Source organism: Streptococcus pseudopneumoniae, assembly GCF_001074975.1.
In the GTDB taxonomy this organism is placed as follows: Bacteria; Bacillota; Bacilli; order Lactobacillales; family Streptococcaceae; genus Streptococcus; species Streptococcus pseudopneumoniae_D.
The window spans coordinates 45,319-63,935 of the sequence record NZ_JUUO01000127.1 but is presented as its reverse complement, the minus strand read 5'-3'; the positions used below and the strand labels follow the sequence as shown (position 1 = coordinate 63,935).

23 protein-coding genes, 1 tRNA gene and 1 riboswitch are annotated in these 18,617 nt (G+C 40.0%); of the genes, 19 read left to right on the top strand and 5 right to left on the bottom strand.

Going from position 1 to position 18,617, the window contains the following annotated elements:
• Positions 1-15: 15 nt before the first annotated feature.
• On the bottom strand, positions 16-396 hold the full coding sequence (mscL, locus tag ADI86_RS08620; RefSeq protein WP_049532708.1) for a large conductance mechanosensitive channel protein MscL: 381 nt from the start codon (positions 394-396) through the stop codon (positions 16-18).
• 80 nt (positions 397-476) lie between these two features.
• Positions 477-908 carry a GtrA family protein gene (locus ADI86_RS08615; RefSeq protein WP_049532601.1) on the bottom strand — a complete coding sequence of 144 codons (432 nt, stop codon included), beginning with the start codon at positions 906-908 and terminating at the stop codon, positions 477-479.
• 28 nt (positions 909-936) lie between these two features.
• A riboswitch (PreQ1 riboswitch) is annotated at positions 937-1,033 on the top strand.
• Between ADI86_RS08615 and ADI86_RS08610 the strand changes: the two genes are divergently transcribed.
• A complete protein-coding gene (locus ADI86_RS08610; protein WP_049532600.1) occupies positions 1,031-1,540 on the top strand; it encodes a QueT transporter family protein in 510 nt (169 codons plus the stop codon). It overlaps the preceding riboswitch by 3 nt.
• Positions 1,541-1,639: 99 nt before the next feature.
• Positions 1,640-1,712: transfer RNA gene (locus ADI86_RS08605), tRNA-Thr, on the top strand.
• Between the two features lie 237 nt (positions 1,713-1,949).
• Here ADI86_RS08605 and ADI86_RS12485 read toward each other — a convergent pair.
• Positions 1,950-2,072: a hypothetical protein gene (locus tag ADI86_RS12485; protein ID WP_275043695.1), complete on the bottom strand. Its 123-nt coding sequence runs from the start codon at positions 2,070-2,072 to the stop codon at positions 1,950-1,952.
• Between the two features lie 269 nt (positions 2,073-2,341).
• Between ADI86_RS12485 and ADI86_RS08600 the strand changes: the two genes are divergently transcribed.
• Entirely contained in the window at positions 2,342-3,418 is a 1,077-nt protein-coding gene (locus ADI86_RS08600) for an aspartate-semialdehyde dehydrogenase (protein ID WP_049532599.1), read from the top strand.
• A gap of 55 nt (positions 3,419-3,473) precedes the next feature.
• A complete protein-coding gene (gene dapA / locus ADI86_RS08595) occupies positions 3,474-4,409 on the top strand; it encodes a 4-hydroxy-tetrahydrodipicolinate synthase (RefSeq protein WP_049532598.1) in 936 nt (311 codons plus the stop codon).
• Between the two features lie 46 nt (positions 4,410-4,455).
• On the opposite strand, the gene mnmE is transcribed toward dapA, so the two are convergent.
• Both mnmE and ADI86_RS08585 read right to left on the bottom strand, forming a co-directional pair.
• Complete coding sequence (gene mnmE, locus ADI86_RS08590) at positions 4,456-5,829, bottom strand: tRNA uridine-5-carboxymethylaminomethyl(34) synthesis GTPase MnmE (protein ID WP_049532597.1); 1,374 nt, start codon at positions 5,827-5,829, stop codon at positions 4,456-4,458.
• A 137-nt stretch (positions 5,830-5,966) separates the two neighbouring features.
• Entirely contained in the window at positions 5,967-6,149 is a 183-nt protein-coding gene (locus tag ADI86_RS08585) for a 4-oxalocrotonate tautomerase (protein WP_001117401.1), read from the bottom strand.
• Positions 6,150-6,271: 122 nt separating this feature from the next.
• Between ADI86_RS08585 and ADI86_RS08580 the strand changes: the two genes are divergently transcribed.
• The 15 genes from ADI86_RS08580 to ADI86_RS08515 all read left to right on the top strand — a co-directional run bounded on the left by ADI86_RS08580 (position 6,272) and on the right by ADI86_RS08515 (position 18,614).
• Positions 6,272-6,862, top strand: coding sequence for a thymidine kinase (locus ADI86_RS08580; protein ID WP_049532596.1), 591 nt, complete (start codon positions 6,272-6,274; stop codon positions 6,860-6,862).
• Entirely contained in the window at positions 6,859-7,938 is a 1,080-nt protein-coding gene (gene prfA / locus ADI86_RS08575; RefSeq protein ID WP_049532595.1) for a peptide chain release factor 1, read from the top strand. The genes ADI86_RS08580 and prfA overlap by 4 nt, the downstream gene beginning before the upstream one ends.
• Positions 7,938-8,774 (top strand): peptide chain release factor N(5)-glutamine methyltransferase, encoded by an 837-nt coding sequence (gene prmC / locus ADI86_RS08570; RefSeq protein ID WP_049532594.1) that lies wholly within the window; start codon positions 7,938-7,940, stop codon positions 8,772-8,774. Before prfA ends, prmC begins: the two co-directional genes overlap by 1 nt.
• The gene (locus tag ADI86_RS08565) at positions 8,758-9,360 is read left to right on the top strand and encodes an L-threonylcarbamoyladenylate synthase (protein ID WP_049532593.1); all 603 of its coding nucleotides are present in this window, start codon (positions 8,758-8,760) and stop codon (positions 9,358-9,360) included. The genes prmC and ADI86_RS08565 overlap by 17 nt, the downstream gene beginning before the upstream one ends.
• Position 9,361: 1 nt before the next feature.
• Complete coding sequence (locus tag ADI86_RS08560; protein ID WP_049532592.1) at positions 9,362-9,793, top strand: GNAT family N-acetyltransferase; 432 nt, start codon at positions 9,362-9,364, stop codon at positions 9,791-9,793.
• Positions 9,794-9,842: 49 nt separating this feature from the next.
• Positions 9,843-11,099, top strand: coding sequence for a serine hydroxymethyltransferase (glyA, locus tag ADI86_RS08555; protein ID WP_049532591.1), 1,257 nt, complete (start codon positions 9,843-9,845; stop codon positions 11,097-11,099).
• Positions 11,100-11,106: 7 nt separating this feature from the next.
• On the top strand, positions 11,107-12,081 hold the full coding sequence (locus tag ADI86_RS08550; protein WP_000356103.1) for a nucleoid-associated protein: 975 nt from the start codon (positions 11,107-11,109) through the stop codon (positions 12,079-12,081).
• Positions 12,081-12,695: a cell wall hydrolase Pmp23 gene (gene pmp23 / locus ADI86_RS08545; RefSeq protein WP_049532590.1), complete on the top strand. Its 615-nt coding sequence runs from the start codon at positions 12,081-12,083 to the stop codon at positions 12,693-12,695. The genes ADI86_RS08550 and pmp23 overlap by 1 nt, the downstream gene beginning before the upstream one ends.
• A 73-nt stretch (positions 12,696-12,768) precedes the next feature.
• Positions 12,769-13,743 (top strand): DUF1002 domain-containing protein, encoded by a 975-nt coding sequence (locus ADI86_RS08540; RefSeq protein WP_049532589.1) that lies wholly within the window; start codon positions 12,769-12,771, stop codon positions 13,741-13,743.
• Between the two features lie 73 nt (positions 13,744-13,816).
• The gene (gene rlmD / locus ADI86_RS08535; RefSeq protein ID WP_049532588.1) at positions 13,817-15,178 is read left to right on the top strand and encodes a 23S rRNA (uracil(1939)-C(5))-methyltransferase RlmD; all 1,362 of its coding nucleotides are present in this window, start codon (positions 13,817-13,819) and stop codon (positions 15,176-15,178) included.
• A 208-nt stretch (positions 15,179-15,386) separates the two neighbouring features.
• Positions 15,387-15,560, top strand: a complete 174-nt coding sequence (locus ADI86_RS12045; RefSeq protein ID WP_080983215.1) for a hypothetical protein — start codon at positions 15,387-15,389, stop codon at positions 15,558-15,560.
• On the top strand, positions 15,557-16,351 hold the full coding sequence (locus ADI86_RS08530) for a replication initiator protein A (RefSeq protein WP_049532587.1): 795 nt from the start codon (positions 15,557-15,559) through the stop codon (positions 16,349-16,351). Before ADI86_RS12045 ends, ADI86_RS08530 begins: the two co-directional genes overlap by 4 nt.
• A gap of 98 nt (positions 16,352-16,449) precedes the next feature.
• On the top strand, positions 16,450-17,808 hold the full coding sequence (gene dcm / locus ADI86_RS08525) for a DNA (cytosine-5-)-methyltransferase (protein ID WP_049532586.1): 1,359 nt from the start codon (positions 16,450-16,452) through the stop codon (positions 17,806-17,808).
• Positions 17,792-18,241, top strand: coding sequence for a hypothetical protein (locus ADI86_RS08520; RefSeq protein ID WP_049532585.1), 450 nt, complete (start codon positions 17,792-17,794; stop codon positions 18,239-18,241). Before dcm ends, ADI86_RS08520 begins: the two co-directional genes overlap by 17 nt.
• The gene (locus ADI86_RS08515) at positions 18,234-18,614 is read left to right on the top strand and encodes an arsenate reductase (protein WP_049532584.1); all 381 of its coding nucleotides are present in this window, start codon (positions 18,234-18,236) and stop codon (positions 18,612-18,614) included. The genes ADI86_RS08520 and ADI86_RS08515 overlap by 8 nt, the downstream gene beginning before the upstream one ends.
• The last annotated feature ends 3 nt before the right edge of the window (positions 18,615-18,617 follow it).

Genomic DNA, 18,617 nt, shown 5'->3' with positions numbered 1-18,617 from the left:
GATCCTTTTAAATGATTATTTTTTCTCAAGAAGAGCTTTGATTTCTTGAAGTACTTCCAACTCAGTTGGAGCAGCTGGAGCTTCTTCAGCTGCTTCTTCTTTCTTAGTAAGGCTTTGAGCTTTTTCAATGCCTTTGATAACGAAGAAGAGAACAGTACCGATAACTAGGAAGTTGATAACAGCACTCAAGAATTTACCATATGTAACACCATTCCAAGCAAGCTCAGCGATGTTTTGTACTTTCGCAGCTTCCAAGGCTGGATTCAAAATAAGTGGAGTGATGATATCGTTAACAAGTGATGTAACGATTGCACCAAAAGCAGAGGCAATGATCACACCGACAGCAAGGTCAACAACATTACCACGAAGCAAAAATGCTTTAAGATTTTTTAACATTTTCATTTTACCTTTCAAAAATTTTTACTCTTCATTATATATTAATTGAGAAGAGCTTGCAAGCTATATGCTCAGAAATTTTATTTTTTAAAAATAAAAGCCTTACTAAAAATATAATTAAGGATAATTATCAATAATTGTGCAAGAAATGTTTCGATTGCATTGATTTTGTCAAGATTTTCATTTACGAATTGACCTATGATGTGGGGAAACTGGGTTACAAATAGAAAAGTAAGGAGCAAATCTAACAGAAAAGTAGAAAGGCGGGAAAGAGAAAATTTCACTAAACGTCTTGGCCAATTCTGCCTAGCTTGCTTAAATACAATCCTATCATTTGTGCTAAAGGCAAATAGGATACCAATAATATTTGCTAGGCCAGTAGCAAGGAGTTCCTGATGACCTAGTTGATAAATGACGAATCGTGAGAGAATCGAAACTAGAGTTGTTGCAAGGCCAAAGAAGAGATAGGCTAAGATTTCATTGTTAAAAAATTTTTGAATAGGAATTTTCATGGTTTAAGTATAGCATAAAGCAGGCTATTGTGCTATACTGGTAAGGTTGAATAAAGCAACCCTTGGTGCTTAGCTTCTTTCACCAAGCATATTACACGCGGGCAACCGCTAAAGGAGAAAAGATGAAAAAATTAACTATTCGTGATGTTGCAGACATTGCAATCGTTGCTGCTATCTATGTCGTTTTAACTGTCACACCACCTCTAAATGCCATTAGCTATGGTGCTTATCAGTTCCGTATTTCAGAAATGATGAACTTTATGGCTTTTTACAATCCTAAGTACATCATCGGAGTTACCATCGGTTGTATGATTGCTAATTTCTTTAGCTTCGGACTGCTAGATGTCTTTGTTGGTGGTGGATCAACCCTAGTATTCCTCAGTCTAGGTGTTTGGCTTTTTGCAAAATACAGCAAAGATTACCTCTTTAATGGATTAATTCGAAAAGATCATTTCTTTTTTTCAATCCTCTTTTCAATTTCCATGTTTACTATCGCTGCAGAGTTAAATATTGTAGCAGAATTACCATTTTTCCTTACTTGGTTTACAACAGGAGTTGGTGAATTTGCCTCATTGATTATTGGAGCGATTATTATTGGTAAAATTGGTCGTCGAATTGATTTAAGCAAATAGAAGAAGATAAGCTAGGTAGCTCTTACCTGGCTTTTTCTTTAGGAAAATTTCTTAGGAAACTTGACAAGATTTTCTAACTGTAGTATACTTTTTAAGTAAGCTGATTTAGCTCAGTTGGCAGAGCGCATCCATGGTAAGGATGAGGTCGCCGGTTCAATCCCGGCAATTAGCATTAAATAGACAGAAAAAACCTTTATTTACAAGGTTTTTTGTTATGTCTGCCTCAAATTTTTCAAAGATATTTCTTATGTATCTGTGTAAATAAAACTAATACTCAATGAAAATCAAAGAGCAAACTAGGAAGCTAGCCGCAGGTTGATCAAAACACTGTTTTGAGGTTGTAGATAAGACTGACGAAGTCAGCTCAAAACATGTTTTTGAGGTTGTAGATGGAACTGACGAAGTCAGCTCAAAACACTGCTTTGAGGTTGTAGATAAGACTGACGAAGTCAGTCACATACATACGGTAAGGCGACGCTGACGAAGTTTGAAGAGATTTTCGAAGAGTATAAAGAGTTTCGTCTGTTGACAAAAGTCATTCTCTTTAGTAGAATAGTAGGTGCGATGAGTCGATAGGTAGTCTTCGGACTACTATTGAGCATAAGGAGGTCATAACGCAGGAGCGGACCTTGATGAGTTGTGTGAACCTGCTCATCACATGAAGATGCCTCTTAGTCCCTGGTCTAGCGACCGGGGATTTTTATTTTCCAAAAAATGATGAAAAAGCTTTGCAATTCATGGAAAAAGTAGTATAATACATCTATTATAGAAATTTTTAGAAAATTCCGAAAGAGGTTATTTATGGGATATACAGTTGCTGTAGTCGGCGCGACAGGTGCTGTCGGAGCTCAGATGATAAAAATGTTGGAAGAATCAACACTTCCAATCGATAAAATTCGTTTACTTGCTTCTGCACGTTCAGCAGGCAAGACTTTGAAATTTAAAGATCAAGATATTACGATTGAAGAAACGACTGAAACAGCTTTTGAAGGAGTTGATATTGCTCTCTTTTCAGCAGGTGGTTCTACATCAGCTAAATATGCACCATACGCAGTTAAAGCTGGAGCGGTAGTAGTAGATAATACATCTTACTTCCGTCAAAATCCAGATGTTCCTTTGGTTGTTCCAGAAGTCAATGCTCATGCACTTGATGCCCACAACGGTATCATTGCCTGCCCTAACTGTTCAACAATTCAAATGATGGTTGCTCTTGAGCCAGTTCGCCAAAAATGGGGATTGGACCGTATCATTGTTTCAACTTACCAAGCAGTTTCAGGTGCTGGTATGGGAGCAATTCTTGAGACACAACGTGAACTTCGTGAAGTCTTGAATGATGGTGTAACCCCACGTGATTTGCATGCCGAAATCTTGCCTTCAGGTGGTGACAAGAAACACTATCCTATCGCCTTCAATGCTCTTCCACAAATTGATGTCTTCACTGACAATGATTACACTTACGAAGAGATGAAGATGACTAAGGAAACTAAGAAAATCATGGAAGATGATAGCATTGCAGTATCTGCAACATGTGTGCGTATTCCAGTCTTGTCAGCTCACTCTGAGTCTGTTTACATCGAAACAAAAGAAGTGGCTCCAATCGAAGAAGTGAAAGCAGCTATCGCAGCCTTCCCAGGTGCTGTCCTTGAAGATGATGTTGCTCATCAAATTTATCCTCAAGCCATCAATGCAGTGGGTTCACGTGATACCTTTGTTGGTCGCATCCGTAAAGACTTGGATGAAGAAAAAGGTATCCACATGTGGGTTGTTTCAGATAACCTTCTCAAAGGTGCTGCTTGGAACTCAGTTCAGATTGCAGAAACTCTTCATGAACGTGGCTTGGTTCGTCCAACAGCTGAATTGAAATTTGAGTTAAAATAGTCATATCGTTTAGGAGTTCAGATGAACTCCTTCTTTGAAATAGAGAGGTGTTTTCATGTCTTATCAAGATTTAAAAGAGTGTAAAATCATCACAGCCTTTATTACCCCCTTTCACGAGGATGGTTCCATTAACTTTGATGCCATTCCAGCCCTGATTGAGCATTTATTGGCCCATCATACAGACGGCATTCTTCTAGCTGGAACGACTGCTGAGAGTCCAACCTTGACCCACGATGAGGAGTTGGAACTCTTTGCGGCTGTACAAAAGATTGTCAATGGACGTGTCCCTTTGATTGCGGGTGTAGGTACTAATGATACGCGTGACTCTATTGAGTTTGTCAAAGAAGTAGCGGAATTTGGCGGTTTTGCTGCTGGGCTTGCTATTGTACCTTACTACAACAAACCTTCTCAAGAAGGAATGTATCAGCACTTTAAGGCCATTGCGGATGCTTCTGACCTACCAATTATTATCTATAATATTCCAGGTCGTGTGGTTGTCGAATTAACTCCAGAAACTATGCTTCGTTTGGCTGACCATCCAAATATCATTGGTGTCAAAGAATGTACTAGTTTGGCCAATATGGCTTACTTGATTGAGCACAAGCCTGAAGAATTCTTAATTTATACAGGTGAGGATGGAGATGCTTTCCATGCCATGAACCTTGGTGCTGACGGGGTTATTTCTGTTGCATCCCATACAAATGGGGATGAAATGCACGAGATGTTCACTGCCATTTCAGAAAGCGATATGAAGAAAGCTGCAGCTATTCAACGTAAGTTCATTCCTAAAGTCAATGCCCTCTTCTCTTATCCAAGTCCTGCTCCAGTTAAGGCAGTTCTTAACTATATGGGATTTGAAGCTGGCCCAACTCGTCTACCTCTTGTTCCAGCACCAGAAGAAGATGCCAAACGTATTATCAAGGTTGTCGTAGATGGCGACTACGAAGCAACTAAGGCAACTGTAACAGGGGTCTTAAGACCAGATTACTAATAAAGACAATAAAATCCATGACCGAATGAAGGATCATGGATTTTTCTTATTTTCCTAAGCAGAATTGGCTAAAGAGTTGGGTGATGAGTTCATCAGGAGCAGCATCCCCAGTGATTTCTCCGAGGATTTCCCAAGTACGAGTCAAGTCAACTTGAAGCAAGTCAACTGGCATACCTAGTTCAAGACCTTCATTAACAGCTTGTAGGCTTTCAACGGCCTTCTCAATCAAGGAAATGTGACGGGCGTTTGACAAGTAGGTAGCATCTTGCTCGACTAGACCAGCATTTTCAAAGAAGAGGTCATTAATGCGTTCTTCAATCTTATCAATGTTTTGGTTTTTAAGAACTGAAATACGGATGACATCTTCTGGAAGTTCTGAAGTTTCAATCGCTTCAGGCAGATCTGTTTTATTGAGTAGAATAATACGGTTGGTTTCTTGGCTAATTTCTAAGAGTTGGCGATCTTGTGCTGTCAGCGGTTCACTGGCATTTAGCACCAGTAGAACCAAGTCGGCTTCCTTGAGGGCTTTTTTCGAACGCTCGACACCGATTTGTTCCACGATGTCATCCGTTTCACGGATACCAGCTGTATCAATCAGTTTGAGAGGGACACCGTTGATGTTGACGTATTCTTCGATGACATCTCGAGTAGTACCAGCAATATCTGTAACGATAGCCTTGTCCTCACGCAAGAGGTTGTTGAGAAGGCTTGATTTCCCAACGTTGGGACGGCCGATGATTGCTGTAGAAATTCCTTCACGAAGGATTTTACCACGACGGGCTGTTCTAAGGAGATTGGTTAGCAATTGCTCAAACTCCATTGTCTTTTCTTGGACCACAGCAGTAGTCGCTTCTTCAACATCGTCATATTCAGGATAGTCGATATTAACCTCAACTTGGGCAAGTGTGTTAAGGATTTCTTGACGGGTATTGTTAATGAGGTCAGAAAGGGAACCATCTAATTGTTTAACTGCAATGTTCATGGCCTTGTCTGTCTTGGCGCGGATGATATCCATCACTGCCTCGGCCTGTGTCAAATCCACACGACCGTTTAGAAAGGCACGTTTGGTAAATTCACCAGGTTCTGCCAACCGAGCCCCTTCACGGATAGCTAGCTGGAGAATCTCATTGGTCACCGCAATCCCACCGTGAGTGTTAATCTCGATAATATCCTCACGAGTGAAGGTCTTTGGAGATTTCATGGCTCCAACCATAACCTCGTCCATGACCTTCCCTGTCTGAGGGTCAACAATGTGACCGTAGTTAAGAGTATGGCTAGCAACCTTACTCAAGTCTTTTCCTTTAAAAATCTTTTGCGCAATAGCAAAACTTTCTGTTCCGCTCAGGCGGACAATACCAATAGCCCCTTCACCTAGTGGAGTAGAGATAGCAACGATGGTATCAAATTCACGTGTAATCATAATGTTTCCTTTAATAAATAGCTCTTTTATTGGATATTTTTCCAAGTCTCTTTTCAAATTGTAACAAATTTGAACTATTTCTTCAATGGATGCTACTTGGAGATTGAAAAAGCCTAAGCAATTCTGCTTAAGCTAGATTATTTGGTGCGCATTTCACCTTGAGGGAAGTAAGTTCCTTCTGGCATGTCGTTGATGATGACATGGACAGCAGATTGAGGTGCTCCAGTGTTACGGACAACAGCTTCCGTTACTTCCTTAGCAAGAGCTTTCTTTTGCTCGAGCGTGCGTCCTTCAAATAAATCAATGCGTACAAATGGCATAATAGTTTCCTCCACTAGTTTTGATTTCTTCTATTTTACCACATTTTGCCGTTTAAAGCTTAAGAAAATTATGATATACTAGAATATAGCAAAAATTTAGAAATGGACGTGAAGCAAGAAACATGGCACAGTTGTATTATCGTTATGGGACCATGAACTCTGGTAAGACGATTGAGATTCTCAAGGTGGCCTATAACTATGAGGAGCAAGGAAAAGGTGTTGTGATTATGACCTCGGCTCTGGATACGCGTGACGGTGTTGGCTATGTGTCGAGTCGAATCGGTATGAAACGCCCTGCTCTTGCGATTGAGGAGACGACAGATATCTTTGGCTATATCCGAGACCTACCAGAAAAGCCTTACTGTGTTTTGGTCGATGAAGCCCAGTTTCTCAAACGTCATCATGTTTATGACCTAGCTCGTGTTGTTGATGAGTTAGACATACCTGTCATAGCTTTTGGTTTGAAAAATGATTTTCGAAATGAACTGTTCGAAGGTTCCAAGTATCTCTTGCTCTTAGCAGACAAGATTGACGAAATCAAGACCATCTGTCAGTATTGTAAGAAAAAGGCGACTATGGTTTTGCGAACACAGGATGGACTGCCCGTTTACGATGGAGAACAGATCCAGATTGGTGGTAACGAAACCTATATCTCAGTTTGCCGTAAACATTATTTTGCCCCTGAAATCAATAAGGAGAATGAAGAAAAATGAACATCTATGATCAACTACAAGCTGTAGAAGACCGTTATGAAGAATTAGGAGAATTGCTGAGTGACCCGGATGTGGTCTCTGACACCAAACGTTTTATGGAGCTTTCAAAAGAAGAAGCTTCAACTCGTGATACAGTAACAGCCTACCGTGAGTACAAACAAGTCCTTCAAAACATCGTTGACGCTGAAGAGATGATTAAAGAATCAGGCGGAGACGCGGATTTGGAAGAAATGGCCAAGCAAGAACTCAAAGATGCCAAGGCTGAAAAAGAAGAATACGAAGAAAAACTCAAAATCTTGCTCCTTCCTAAAGATCCAAATGATGACAAGAATATTATCCTTGAAATCCGTGGCGCTGCTGGTGGAGACGAAGCAGCACTTTTCGCTGGAGATTTGCTAACCATGTATCAAAAGTATGCGGAAGCCCAAGGCTGGCGCTTTGAAATCATGGAAGCCTCTATGAACGGTGTCGGTGGTTTCAAAGAAGTGGTTGCCATGGTTTCAGGTCAGTCTGTTTACTCTAAACTCAAGTATGAGTCTGGTGCCCATCGTGTTCAACGTGTCCCTGTGACAGAAAGCCAAGGTCGTGTCCATACATCAACTGCCACAGTTCTTGTCATGCCTGAAGTCGAAGAAGTAGAATACGATATCGATCCAAAAGACCTTCGTGTCGACATCTATCACGCCTCTGGTGCTGGTGGACAGAACGTCAATAAGGTTGCTACTGCCGTTCGTATCGTTCACTTGCCAACCAATATCAAGGTTGAGATGCAGGAAGAACGTACTCAACAGAAGAACCGTGAGAAAGCCATGAAAATCATCCGTGCGCGTGTTGCTGACCACTTTGCTCAGATTGCTCAGGATGAACAGGACGCTGAGCGTAAGTCGACAATCGGTACTGGGGACCGTTCAGAACGGATTCGTACTTATAACTTCCCACAAAACCGTGTGACTGACCACCGTATTGGTTTGACCCTCCAAAAACTAGATACCATTCTGTCTGGTAAATTGGACGAAGTTGTGGATGCCTTGGTTCTTTATGACCAAACGCAAAAATTAGAAGAATTAAACAAATAATGAAATTAGCTCAATTATTTTCAGATTTTGAAGAAGAGTTGATAAGACAAGGAGAGGAAGCTGAAAGCCTCTCTTTTGTCTATCGTAGCCTGAAAAATCTCTCTTTTACAGACTTTGTCTTTGCTCTTCAGCAGGTAGTGACGGAAGAGGAAGAAGTATTTGTAAAAGGAATTTTCCAACAGTTAGCAGCTCATAAACCGGCACAGTATATCATTGGACAGGCAGATTTTTATGGAATGCAGTTAAAAGTTGATGAGCGGGTCTTGATTCCTCGCCCAGAGACAGAAGAGTTGGTAGAACTCATTTTGGCTGAGAATCCGAAGGATAATCTCAAAGTTCTGGACATCGGAACAGGAAGTGGGGCCATAGCTCTTGCACTCGCTAAAAATAGACCCGATTGGTCAGTGACAGCAGCAGATATTTCTCAAGAGGCGCTTGACCTTGCCTCCGAGAATGCTAAAAATCAAAATCTTCAAATATTTTTAAAAAAATCTGACTGTTTTACAGAAATTTCTGAAAAATATGATATAATTGTTTCCAATCCACCCTATATCTCTCGTGAAGATGAGTCAGAGGTTGGTTTGAATGTTTTGCATTCAGAGCCTCACCTAGCCCTCTTTGCAGATGAGGATGGCCTAGCTATTTACCGTAGAATTACGGAAGATGCAAAAGACTATCTCAAAGATGGTGGTAAGATTTACCTTGAAATTGGATACAAGCAAGGTCAAAGTGTCCCTGAACTTTTTAGGAAGCATCTTCCTGAAAAGAGAGTTCGAACACTCAAAGACCAATTTGGTCAAGATAGGATGGTTGTAGTTGATGATGGACAGGATTAGACAAGAATTGGAAAAGGGTGGGGCTGTTGTTCTGCCTACAGAGACTGTTTATGGTCTTTTTGCCAAGGCTCTAGACGAAAAAGCAGTGGACCATGTTTACCAACTCAAACGTCGTCCTAGAGACAAGGCACTCAATCTCAATGTTGCCTCTCTAGAGGACATCTTGTACTTTTCTAAGCATCAGCCAACTTATCTACAAAAACTTGTCGAGATCTTTTTGCCAGGTCCCTTGACCATTATTCTCGAAGCCAATGATAGAGTTCCCTACTGGGTCAATTCTGGTCTTGAAACTGTTGGATTTCGGATGCCCAGTCACCCTACCACACTGGATTTAATTCGAGTGACAGGTCCCTTGATTGGCCCGTCTGCTAATATCTCAGGTCAGGCGAGTGGAGTGACCTTTAGTCAGATTCTAGAGGATTTTGACCAAGAGGTTCTGGGGCTGGAAGACGATGCTTTTCTAACTGGACAGGATTCAACTATTTTGGACTTGTCTGGAGACAAGGTGAAAATCTTACGCCAAGGGGCCATTAAGCGAGAAGACATCCTTGCTCAGTTGCCAGAGATTTCTTTTGAGGAGGAATGAGATGCTAAGAGATTTGCAAGAAACAGATGTGAAAGCTATCTGTGACATCAACCAAGAGGCGTTGGGTTATTCTTTTAGTCCAGAGGACACGGCTAGCCAATTAGCTAGACTATTTCAGGATTCCCATCATTTCCTACTTGGCTATGAGGATGAAGCTAGTCATGTTTTGCTTGGTTATGTCCATGCTGAAGTATACGAATCACTCTATTCCAAAGCAGGATTTAATGTCTTAGCCTTAGCAGTTTCACCTCAAGCGCAAGGTCAAGGTATCGGTAAATGCTTACTGCAAGGGTTGGAAGAAGAAGCAAAAAGACGTGGTTATGAGTTTATCCGCTTAAACTCTGCTGATCACCGTCTGGGTGCTCATGCATTTTATGAAAAAGTTGGTTATACTTGTGATAAAGTGCAGAAACGGTTTATTCGCATCATTTAGTTTATTTTCTTAAACTAAATGACCTGTCACACTATAAAGGAGAAGACCTATGATTTTTGACAAAGATGATTTTAAAGCATATGATGCTGATCTCTGGAATGCTATTGCCAAAGAAGAAGAACGCCAACAAAACAATATCGAGTTGATTGCTTCGGAAAACGTAGTTTCCAAGGCTGTTATGGCAGCTCAAGGGTCTATCTTGACGAATAAATATGCCGAAGGCTACCCAGGTCGCCGTTATTATGGTGGAACTGGCGTGGTGGATGTTGTAGAGACTCTTGCTATTGAACGCGCGAAAGAAATTTTCGGTGCTAAATTTGCCAATGTCCAACCACACTCAGGAAGCCAAGCTAACTGTGCGGCTTACATGGCCTTGATTGAGCCAGGTGATACCGTTATGGGGATGGATTTGGCAGCAGGTGGACACTTGACCCACGGAGCTCCTGTCAGCTTCTCTGGTCAAACCTACAACTTTGTTTCTTATAGCGTGGATCCTGAAACAGAACTCTTGAACTTTGATGCTATCTTGAAGCAAGCACAAGAAGTAAAACCAAAACTGATTGTAGCTGGTGCGTCAGCCTATTCTCAAATTATCGACTTCTCAAAATTCCGTGAAATCGCGGATGCTGTTGGGGCTAAGCTTATGGTAGATATGGCTCATATCGCTGGTTTGGTTGCAGCTGGTCTTCACCCAAGTCCAGTGCCATACGCTCATATCACTACAACAACGACCCACAAAACTCTTCGTGGACCTCGTGGTGGTTTGATTTTGACCAATGATGAAGACTTAGCTAAGAAAATCAATTCAGCAATTTTCCCTGGTATTCAGGGTGGTCCTTTGGAGCATGTTGTGGCAGCTAAAGCTGTTTCTTTCAAAGAAGTTTTGGATCCAGCCTTCAAGGAATATGCTGCCAATGTTATCAAGAACAGCAAGGCTATGGCAGATATCTTCTTGCAAGACCCTGATTTCCGTATCATTTCTGGAGGGACTGAAAACCACCTCTTCCTAGTGGACGTGACTAAGGTTGTAGAAAACGGAAAAGTTGCTCAAAACTTGCTGGATGAAGTCAATATTACTCTAAATAAAAACTCAATTCCTTACGAAACCTTGTCACCATTCAAGACAAGTGGGATTCGGATCGGAGCAGCAGCCATTACTGCGCGTGGATTTGGTGAAGAAGAAAGTCGTAAAGTGGCTGAACTGATCATTAAAACCCTTAAGAATGCAGAAAATGAGGCTGTCTTAGAAGAAGTGAGAAGTGCAGTTAAAGAATTGACAGATGCCTTCCCATTATACGAGGACTAATATTTTTATGGACATTTATATTAAGAAAGCTATTATCCATCAGTTTAGCCCAGATGATACCGAGCTGTTTCTAGCGGATAAGTTTCTCAATATCACTCCAAAAATTGAAGAATACCTGCGAAAAAAAATTGAACGTGTGTATTCAGATGAAGCCAAGACTGGGATTTTCGAAGAAGAAAATCCCTTCTTCAATCACATCACAGACGATTTGTTGGAGACATCAGTAACACTGGCTAATCTCTGGAAAGAGGAGTTCAGCATTTCAGAAAATCTCAAAACTAATGACTTGATTTTTGTGCAATTTTCTAAAGAAGGAGTGGAACATTTCGCTTTCTTACGAATTGCCCTGCGTGAGACCCTGACTCACCTTGGAGGAGAAGTTGATAATCCCATCAAGCTGACTCAGAATAACTTGCCTGGATTTGGGACGGGTGCAGATGAGGCCTTGGTGGTCAATCTTCAAAGTCGCAAGTATCACCTGATTGAAAAACGAATCAAGTACAATGGGACTTTTTTGAACTATTTTTCAGAAAATCTCCTAGCTGTCGCTCCTAAGATTTCACCCAAGAAATCTATCAAGGAACTGGAAAAAACAGCCCAGAGAATTGCTGAAACCTTTAATACAGATGATTTTCAATTTCAATCCAAGGTCAAATCAGCGATTTTCAACAACCTAGAAGAAAGCAATGAATTGTCACCTGAGAAACTGGCAAATGACCTTTTTGACAACAATCTGACTGCACGTTTGAGCTTTATCGATCAAGTCAAGGAAGCTGTACCTGAGCCTGTTCAATTTGATGAAATTGATGCCAGTCGCCAATTAAAGAAATTTGAAAACCAAAAACTCTCCTTGTCAAATGGAATTGAGCTCATCGTTCCCAATAACGTCTATCAAGATGCTGAGTCTGTTGAGTTTATCCAAAACGACAATGGAACCTACTCTATCTTAATCAAAAATATCGAGGATATCCAAAGTAAATAATGTTTAAACGAATTCGAAGAGTGCTTGTACTAGCAGTCTTCCTTTTTGCTGGCTATAAAGCTTACCGTGTTCACCAAGATGTCAAGCAAGTCATGACCTATCAACCTATGGTGCGCGAAATCTTGAGTGAAAAAGACACCCCAGCAAACGAAGAGCTTGTGCTCGCTATGATTTATACTGAAACAAAAGGAAAAGAAGGCGATGTTATGCAGTCTAGTGAGTCTGCAAGTGGCTCCACCAACACCATCAATGATAATGCCTCTAGCATTCGACAAGGTGTGCAAACTCTGACAGACAATCTTTATCTGGCTCAGAAGAAGGACGTTGATGTCTGGACAGCTGTTCAAGCCTATAATTTTGGACCTGCCTATATCGATTATATCGCCCAAAATGGCAAGGAAAATACTCTTGCTCTGGCCAAACAGTACTCTCGTGAGATTGTTGCCCCTTTGCTTGGTAATACCACTGGAAAGACTTATAGTTATATTCATCCCATTTCCATTTTTCACGGTGCAGAGCTCTATGTAAATGGAGGAAACTATTACTATTCTAGACAGGTGCAACTCAACCTATACATCATCAAATGTTTCACTCTCTTTTCAACATCTGGCTAGACCAGGTGTTTTTGCTATAAGTTTTCTTTAAGATAGATATATTACTCTAGAAAGGTAAAGGAGGAAATTCCCTATGAGAAAGAAACTCTTTCTGACCAGTGCTGCGGTCTTGTGGGCAGTAACAGCTATGAATAGCGCCCATGCAGCAACAGATGTTCAAAAAGTCATTGATGAAACCTATGTTCAACCTGAATATGTCCTAGGTTCTTCCCTATCTGAAGACCAAAAAAATCAAACACTTAAAAAACTGGGCTACAATGCCTCATCGGATACCAAAGAACTCAAGACCATGACACCTGATGTCTATTCTAAAATCATGAATGTGGCCAATGACTCTAGCTTACAACTGTATTCATCAGCCAAGATTCAAAAACTAGGTGACAAGTCACCACTTGAGGTCAAAATTGAAACACCAGAAAACATCACTAAGGTAACTCAGGATATGTACCGAAATGCAGCAGTAACCTTGGGTGTGGAACATGCTAAAATCACTGTAGCAGCGCCTATTCCAGTTACAGGTGATAGTGCTTTAGCGGGGATTTACTATTCGCTAGAAGCTAATGGAGCCAAGGTGACACAAGCTAATAAAGATTTGGCTCAAGAAGAGCTGAAGGCTTTGTCAGATATCAATGCTGAAAACAAGGACAAGTCAGGCTTTGATGCTAATAAATTAAACGTTGCCCTAGCTGATATCAAGTCAGGAATTGCCAAAGCTAAAGAAAGTAAGGGAAATCTGACAGAAGAAGATGTCCGCAAAATCGTTGAAGATACCTTGAAAAATTACAAACTTGATCAGGTTATAACAGGAAACCAGATTAATATCATCATCAATTTTGCTTTGAATCTTTCAAAGAGTGATATCCTCAGCAATGCAGACTTCACTAAAACCTTAAATGACCTTAAACAAAGCATCGTTTCACAAGCTGGCGACAGTTTTAAAAATATCAACCTTAACTTTGATGCGGATAAGGCACTAGAGGACGGTGGGAACTTCTTAAGCTCTCTCTGGCAAGCCATTGTTAACTTCTTTAAGAGTTTTGGTTCTTAAGAAATTTCATGGTATAATAGATGGTAACCGTAACGTTGCCGTCTTTTTTGTCGGCCAATAGAAAGAGAAGAGAATGTTAAAGAAAAATGATATTGTAGAAGTTGAAATTGTTGATTTGACCCATGAAGGTGCAGGAGTTGCCAAGGTGGATGGTTTGGTATTTTTTGTAGAAAATGCTTTACCGAGTGAAAAAATTCTCATGCGTGTCCTCAAAGTTAATAAAAAGATTGGCTTTGGGAAGGTTGAAGAATACCTTATCCAGTCACCACACCGTAACCAAGATCTAGATTTGGCTTACCTGCGTTCAGGAATCGCTGACTTGGGGCATCTTGCCTATCCAGAGCAGCTCAAGTTTAAAACCAAGCAGGTCAAAGACAGTCTCTACAAGATTGGTGGAATTGCAGATGTAGATGTTGCTGAAACTTTGGGTATGGAAAATCCAGTCAAGTACCGCAACAAGGCACAGGTGCCTGTTCGTCGAGTAAATGGTAGCTTAGAAACAGGATTTTTCCGTAAGAATTCGCATGACCTCATGCCTTTGGAAGATTTCTTTATCCAAGATCCTGTGATTGACGAGGTAGTAGTAGCCCTACGCGACTTGCTCCGCCGTTATGATTTGAAACCTTATGATGAAAAGGAACAATCAGGCTTGATTCGGAACCTTGTAGTGCGTCGTGGACACTATTCAGGACAAATCATGGTTATTTTGGTAACAACTCGTCCGAAAGTTTTTCGTGTTGATCAATTGATTGAACAACTAATCAAGCAATTCCCGGAGATTGTCTCTGTCATGCAAAATACCAACGACCAGAATACCAATGCTATTTTTGGTAAGGTGTGGCGTACGCTTTACGGACAAGACTTTATTACTGACCAGATGTTGGGAAATGATTACCAAATCGCTGGACCCGCTTTTTACCAAGTCAATACTGAAATGGCTGAGAAACTTTATCAAACAGCCATTGACTTTGCGGAGTTAAAAGAAGATGATGTGGTCATTGATGCCTATTCTGGTATCGGGACGATTGGCCTTTCTGTTGCGAAACACATCAAGGAAGTCTATGGTGTTGAAGTGATTCCAGAAGCAGTTGAGAATAGTAAGAAGAATGCTCAATTGAACAATATTGCAAACGCCTACTATGTCTGTGATACAGCTGAAAATGCCATGAAGAATTGGCTCAAAGACGGTATTCAACCAAGTGTTATATTAGTAGACCCACCAAGAAAAGGACTCACAGAAAGCTTTATCAAAGCTAGTACCCAAACAGGAGCAGACCGCATCGCCTATATCTCATGCAATGTCGCAACCATGGCGCGTGATATCAAACTCTACCGAGAATTGGGATATGAGTTGAAGAAAGTCCAGCCGGTGGATCTATTTCCGCAGACGCATCACGTGGAGTGTGTAGTGTTGCTACAACGAAAAAAAGGGTGAAAATCCTTGATTTTAAGCTGTTTTACAAGCATTTTGTCTTTGTAGATAAAGGCAATTTTGAGGTCAAAAAAGTCCTAAAAAGGCACATAGATGTATATGTATTTGTAGATGTCGTTTGCGCATCGGAAAAATGAATACAACAATAAATATTTATCTAAAGAGAGAACAATTGAATATTGTTCTCCTTTTTTTATTTTCAGGAGGGAAAATGACAAAAGAATTACAATCATCACGCTATATTGTCATTTCATTTTTAGTACGTGAAATGGGAATTGATATTATTGAAGCCATCTCTCTTATGGCTGAATTGGAAAAAAGTGGCTTGGTTCGATTGGAATCAAGTGGAGATTTAATACTCAAAGAACTTGGAGGAGCGCTATGAAACGAATTACCGCAAATCAATACCAAACTTCAGAACGGTATTATAAATTACCTAAAATTCTTTTTGAGGATGAGAAATATATGAATATGAAATTAGAAGTAAAGGTGGCTTATTCTATTTTAAAAGATCGTTTAGAATTATCTCTCAGTCGTGGTTGGATAGATGAAGAAGGAGCAGTCTATTTAGTATTTTCTAATTCTAAACTGATGAGGCTGTTAGGTTGTTCGAAGTCAAAATTACTGTCCATAAAAAAAATTCTTAAAGAATATGACTTAATTGATGAAGTTCAACAGTCTTCAAGTGAGAAAGGAAGACTAGCTAATAAGATTTATTTAGGGGAGTTGTCTTCTACCCCAGTAGGTAATTCAAACAGGCCTAGTGTTAAAAAAAGACTAGGGCAGGTTGAAAATGAAACGTCCCCCGTCTCACATTCAGCCCCTAGTGAGACTGAAGTTAGTGAGACTGAAGTTAGTGAGACTAAATATAGTGAGACTGATTCTTTATTTATTGAGGATGAGGAAGAGAGGAATACTCAACCTATCTTGAGAAGAAAAGTAGATAAGGTCACAAAATATGATCGAGATTATATTTGGGGATTGGTACAAGATCAATTTAGACGAGAAGGTTTTTCTGAAACAGCAAGTGATATAGCTATGACTGATTTTGAAAGAATCTATCAGTATGCTCTTGACAATGTTCACTTTGTTAGACGTGCGGAAGTACTGGCTGAATTTGTGTTTAATGGCTTGTATTCCGTTTGGAACAACCGTGTTAGAAAAGGAGGTGGTTAAATGTCGCCAATCGAGTGGATATTAGTTATGCTCATTGTCATTTCAAGTGGAGTGACAGTTCTGACAATGATAGTCGATAAGAAAGGGGTGATAAAGAAATGAGATTTATTGATTTATTTTCAGGTATCGGTGGTTTTCGACTTGGAATGGAAAGTGTTGGACACGAGTGTATTGGGTTTTGTGAGATTGATAAATTTGCTAGGAAATCTTATAAGTCCATTTTTCAAACGGAAGGAGAAATAGAATTTCATGACATACGAGATGTTTCAGATGACGAATTTAAAAAACTTAGAGGGAAAGTCGATGTCATCTGTGGGGGATTCCCTTGTCAAGCATTTTCAATCGCAGGAAGACGATTGGGATTTGAAGATACTAGAGGCACTCTGTTCTTTGAAATTGCTCGGGCGGCCAAACAAATCCAACCACGTTTTCTTTTTCTTGAAAATGTTAAAGGCCTACTCAATCACGATAAGGGACGGACGTTCACAACAATCCTTACCACACTTGATGAGTTGGGGTTTGATGTTGAGTGGCAGGTGCTTAACAGTAAAGACTTTGGCGTTCCCCAAAACAGAGAGAGGGTGTTTATTATCGGACATTCTAGAAAGAAAGGTACCAGACTCTTATTTCCTTTCAGACGAGAAGGTCAAGCAACTAACTCTGAGATTTTAAAAAAATTAGGGAATTTGAATCCATCAAAAAGTGGAATGAGTGGTAAAGTCTATTATTCAGAAGGTCTTGCGCCAACTTTAGTTCGTGGAAAAGGAGAAGGATTTAAGGTTGCGATTCCTTGTATGACACCAGATAGATTAGACAAAAGACAAAGTGGTAGACGTTTCAAGGATAATCAAGAGCCAATGTTTACTTTAAATACTCAGGATCGTCATGGCATTGTCGTTGTTGGAGATTTACCAACTAGCTTTAAGGAGACAGGTCGTGTCTATGGAAGTGAGGGCTTATCTCCAACACTGACTACAATGCAAGGTGGAGATAAAATTCCTAAAATACTAATTCCAGAACCAATCCAATTTTTAAAAGTGCGGGAAGCAACTAAAAAAGGATATGCTCAAGCAGAAATAGGAGATTCAATCAATTTGGAAAGACCAAGTTCTCGGTATCGTCGTGGTAGAGTTGGAAAAGGTATAGCGAATACGTTAACAACTAGTGGTCAAATGGAAGTAGTAGTGGCTAGCTATGAAGGAGAAGATAAACAAGTTTATCATGTAGCCGGTGTCTTGATAGATGGACAATTTTACCGTTTGAGGATACGAAGAATCACCCCTAAAGAGTGTTTTAGACTGCAGGGATTTCCTGATTGGGCTTTTGAAGCTGCTAGAAAAGTCTCTAGTAATAGTCAGCTCTATAAACAAGCTGGTAATAGTGTAACCGTTCCTGTGATTGCCGCAATCGCAAAGAAATTAAAAGAAGTAGAGGAAAAAGATGAAAGCTTTAAATAAAGAGTCAATACTAGATTGTGATGAATTAGAAACAGAATTACATGATGCAGAAATCAGACAGCTGGATGAACAAATATTTTTGATGCCCAATTATCCATGTGAGTTTGAGGTGACATTTTTAGATGATTACCATAAAAAACACAACTACCCCCTATTTTACGAATCCTATCTTCAAAACATTATGGAATTCCTTGAAAGTCAGGATATAAAGAACGGAGCTGATGCCTTTATAGATGATAATCAGAATCTTGTTTTTGTTTTATATGGGCAAGGCTATCGAGCCGAGGGAAAAGAGGGAATACTTACAACCCAAGTAACTGTAAAAGCCTATGATGAAGACAAGAAATCAATTAACTTCTCAGATCTATTAGATTCCTTAATCGTCTCAGAATATCAAATGGAACCGAATCTTTGGGAGGTCTCCCATGATTGATCTCTATCTAAGTAAAAATAACCATAGAAATCAACTTCTTTTAGACTTCTTTCAAAACTATGGCATTGAGGTATCTTGTCATTCAGTTTCTGAAATGACAAGGGATAAATTAATTGAGCTGATGAGCTATTCTTCAGATTGTTTCGAGTTTTTATCTCCAAATTTATTACGATTTAAGAACCGTGACAATTTAAGATTAACGGATTTCATTGAAATGATATTAAAAAATCCTGAACTAACCATCAGACTTCCTCTTGCGGTTTCAAATAAAAGAGTTTATCCAAATCTGAATCTAGAGGAGGCTAGAGCTTTATTGCCAAGAGATACGAAACAATTGATTTACATGGCACAAACACATTATTTATCTAACTAAAGG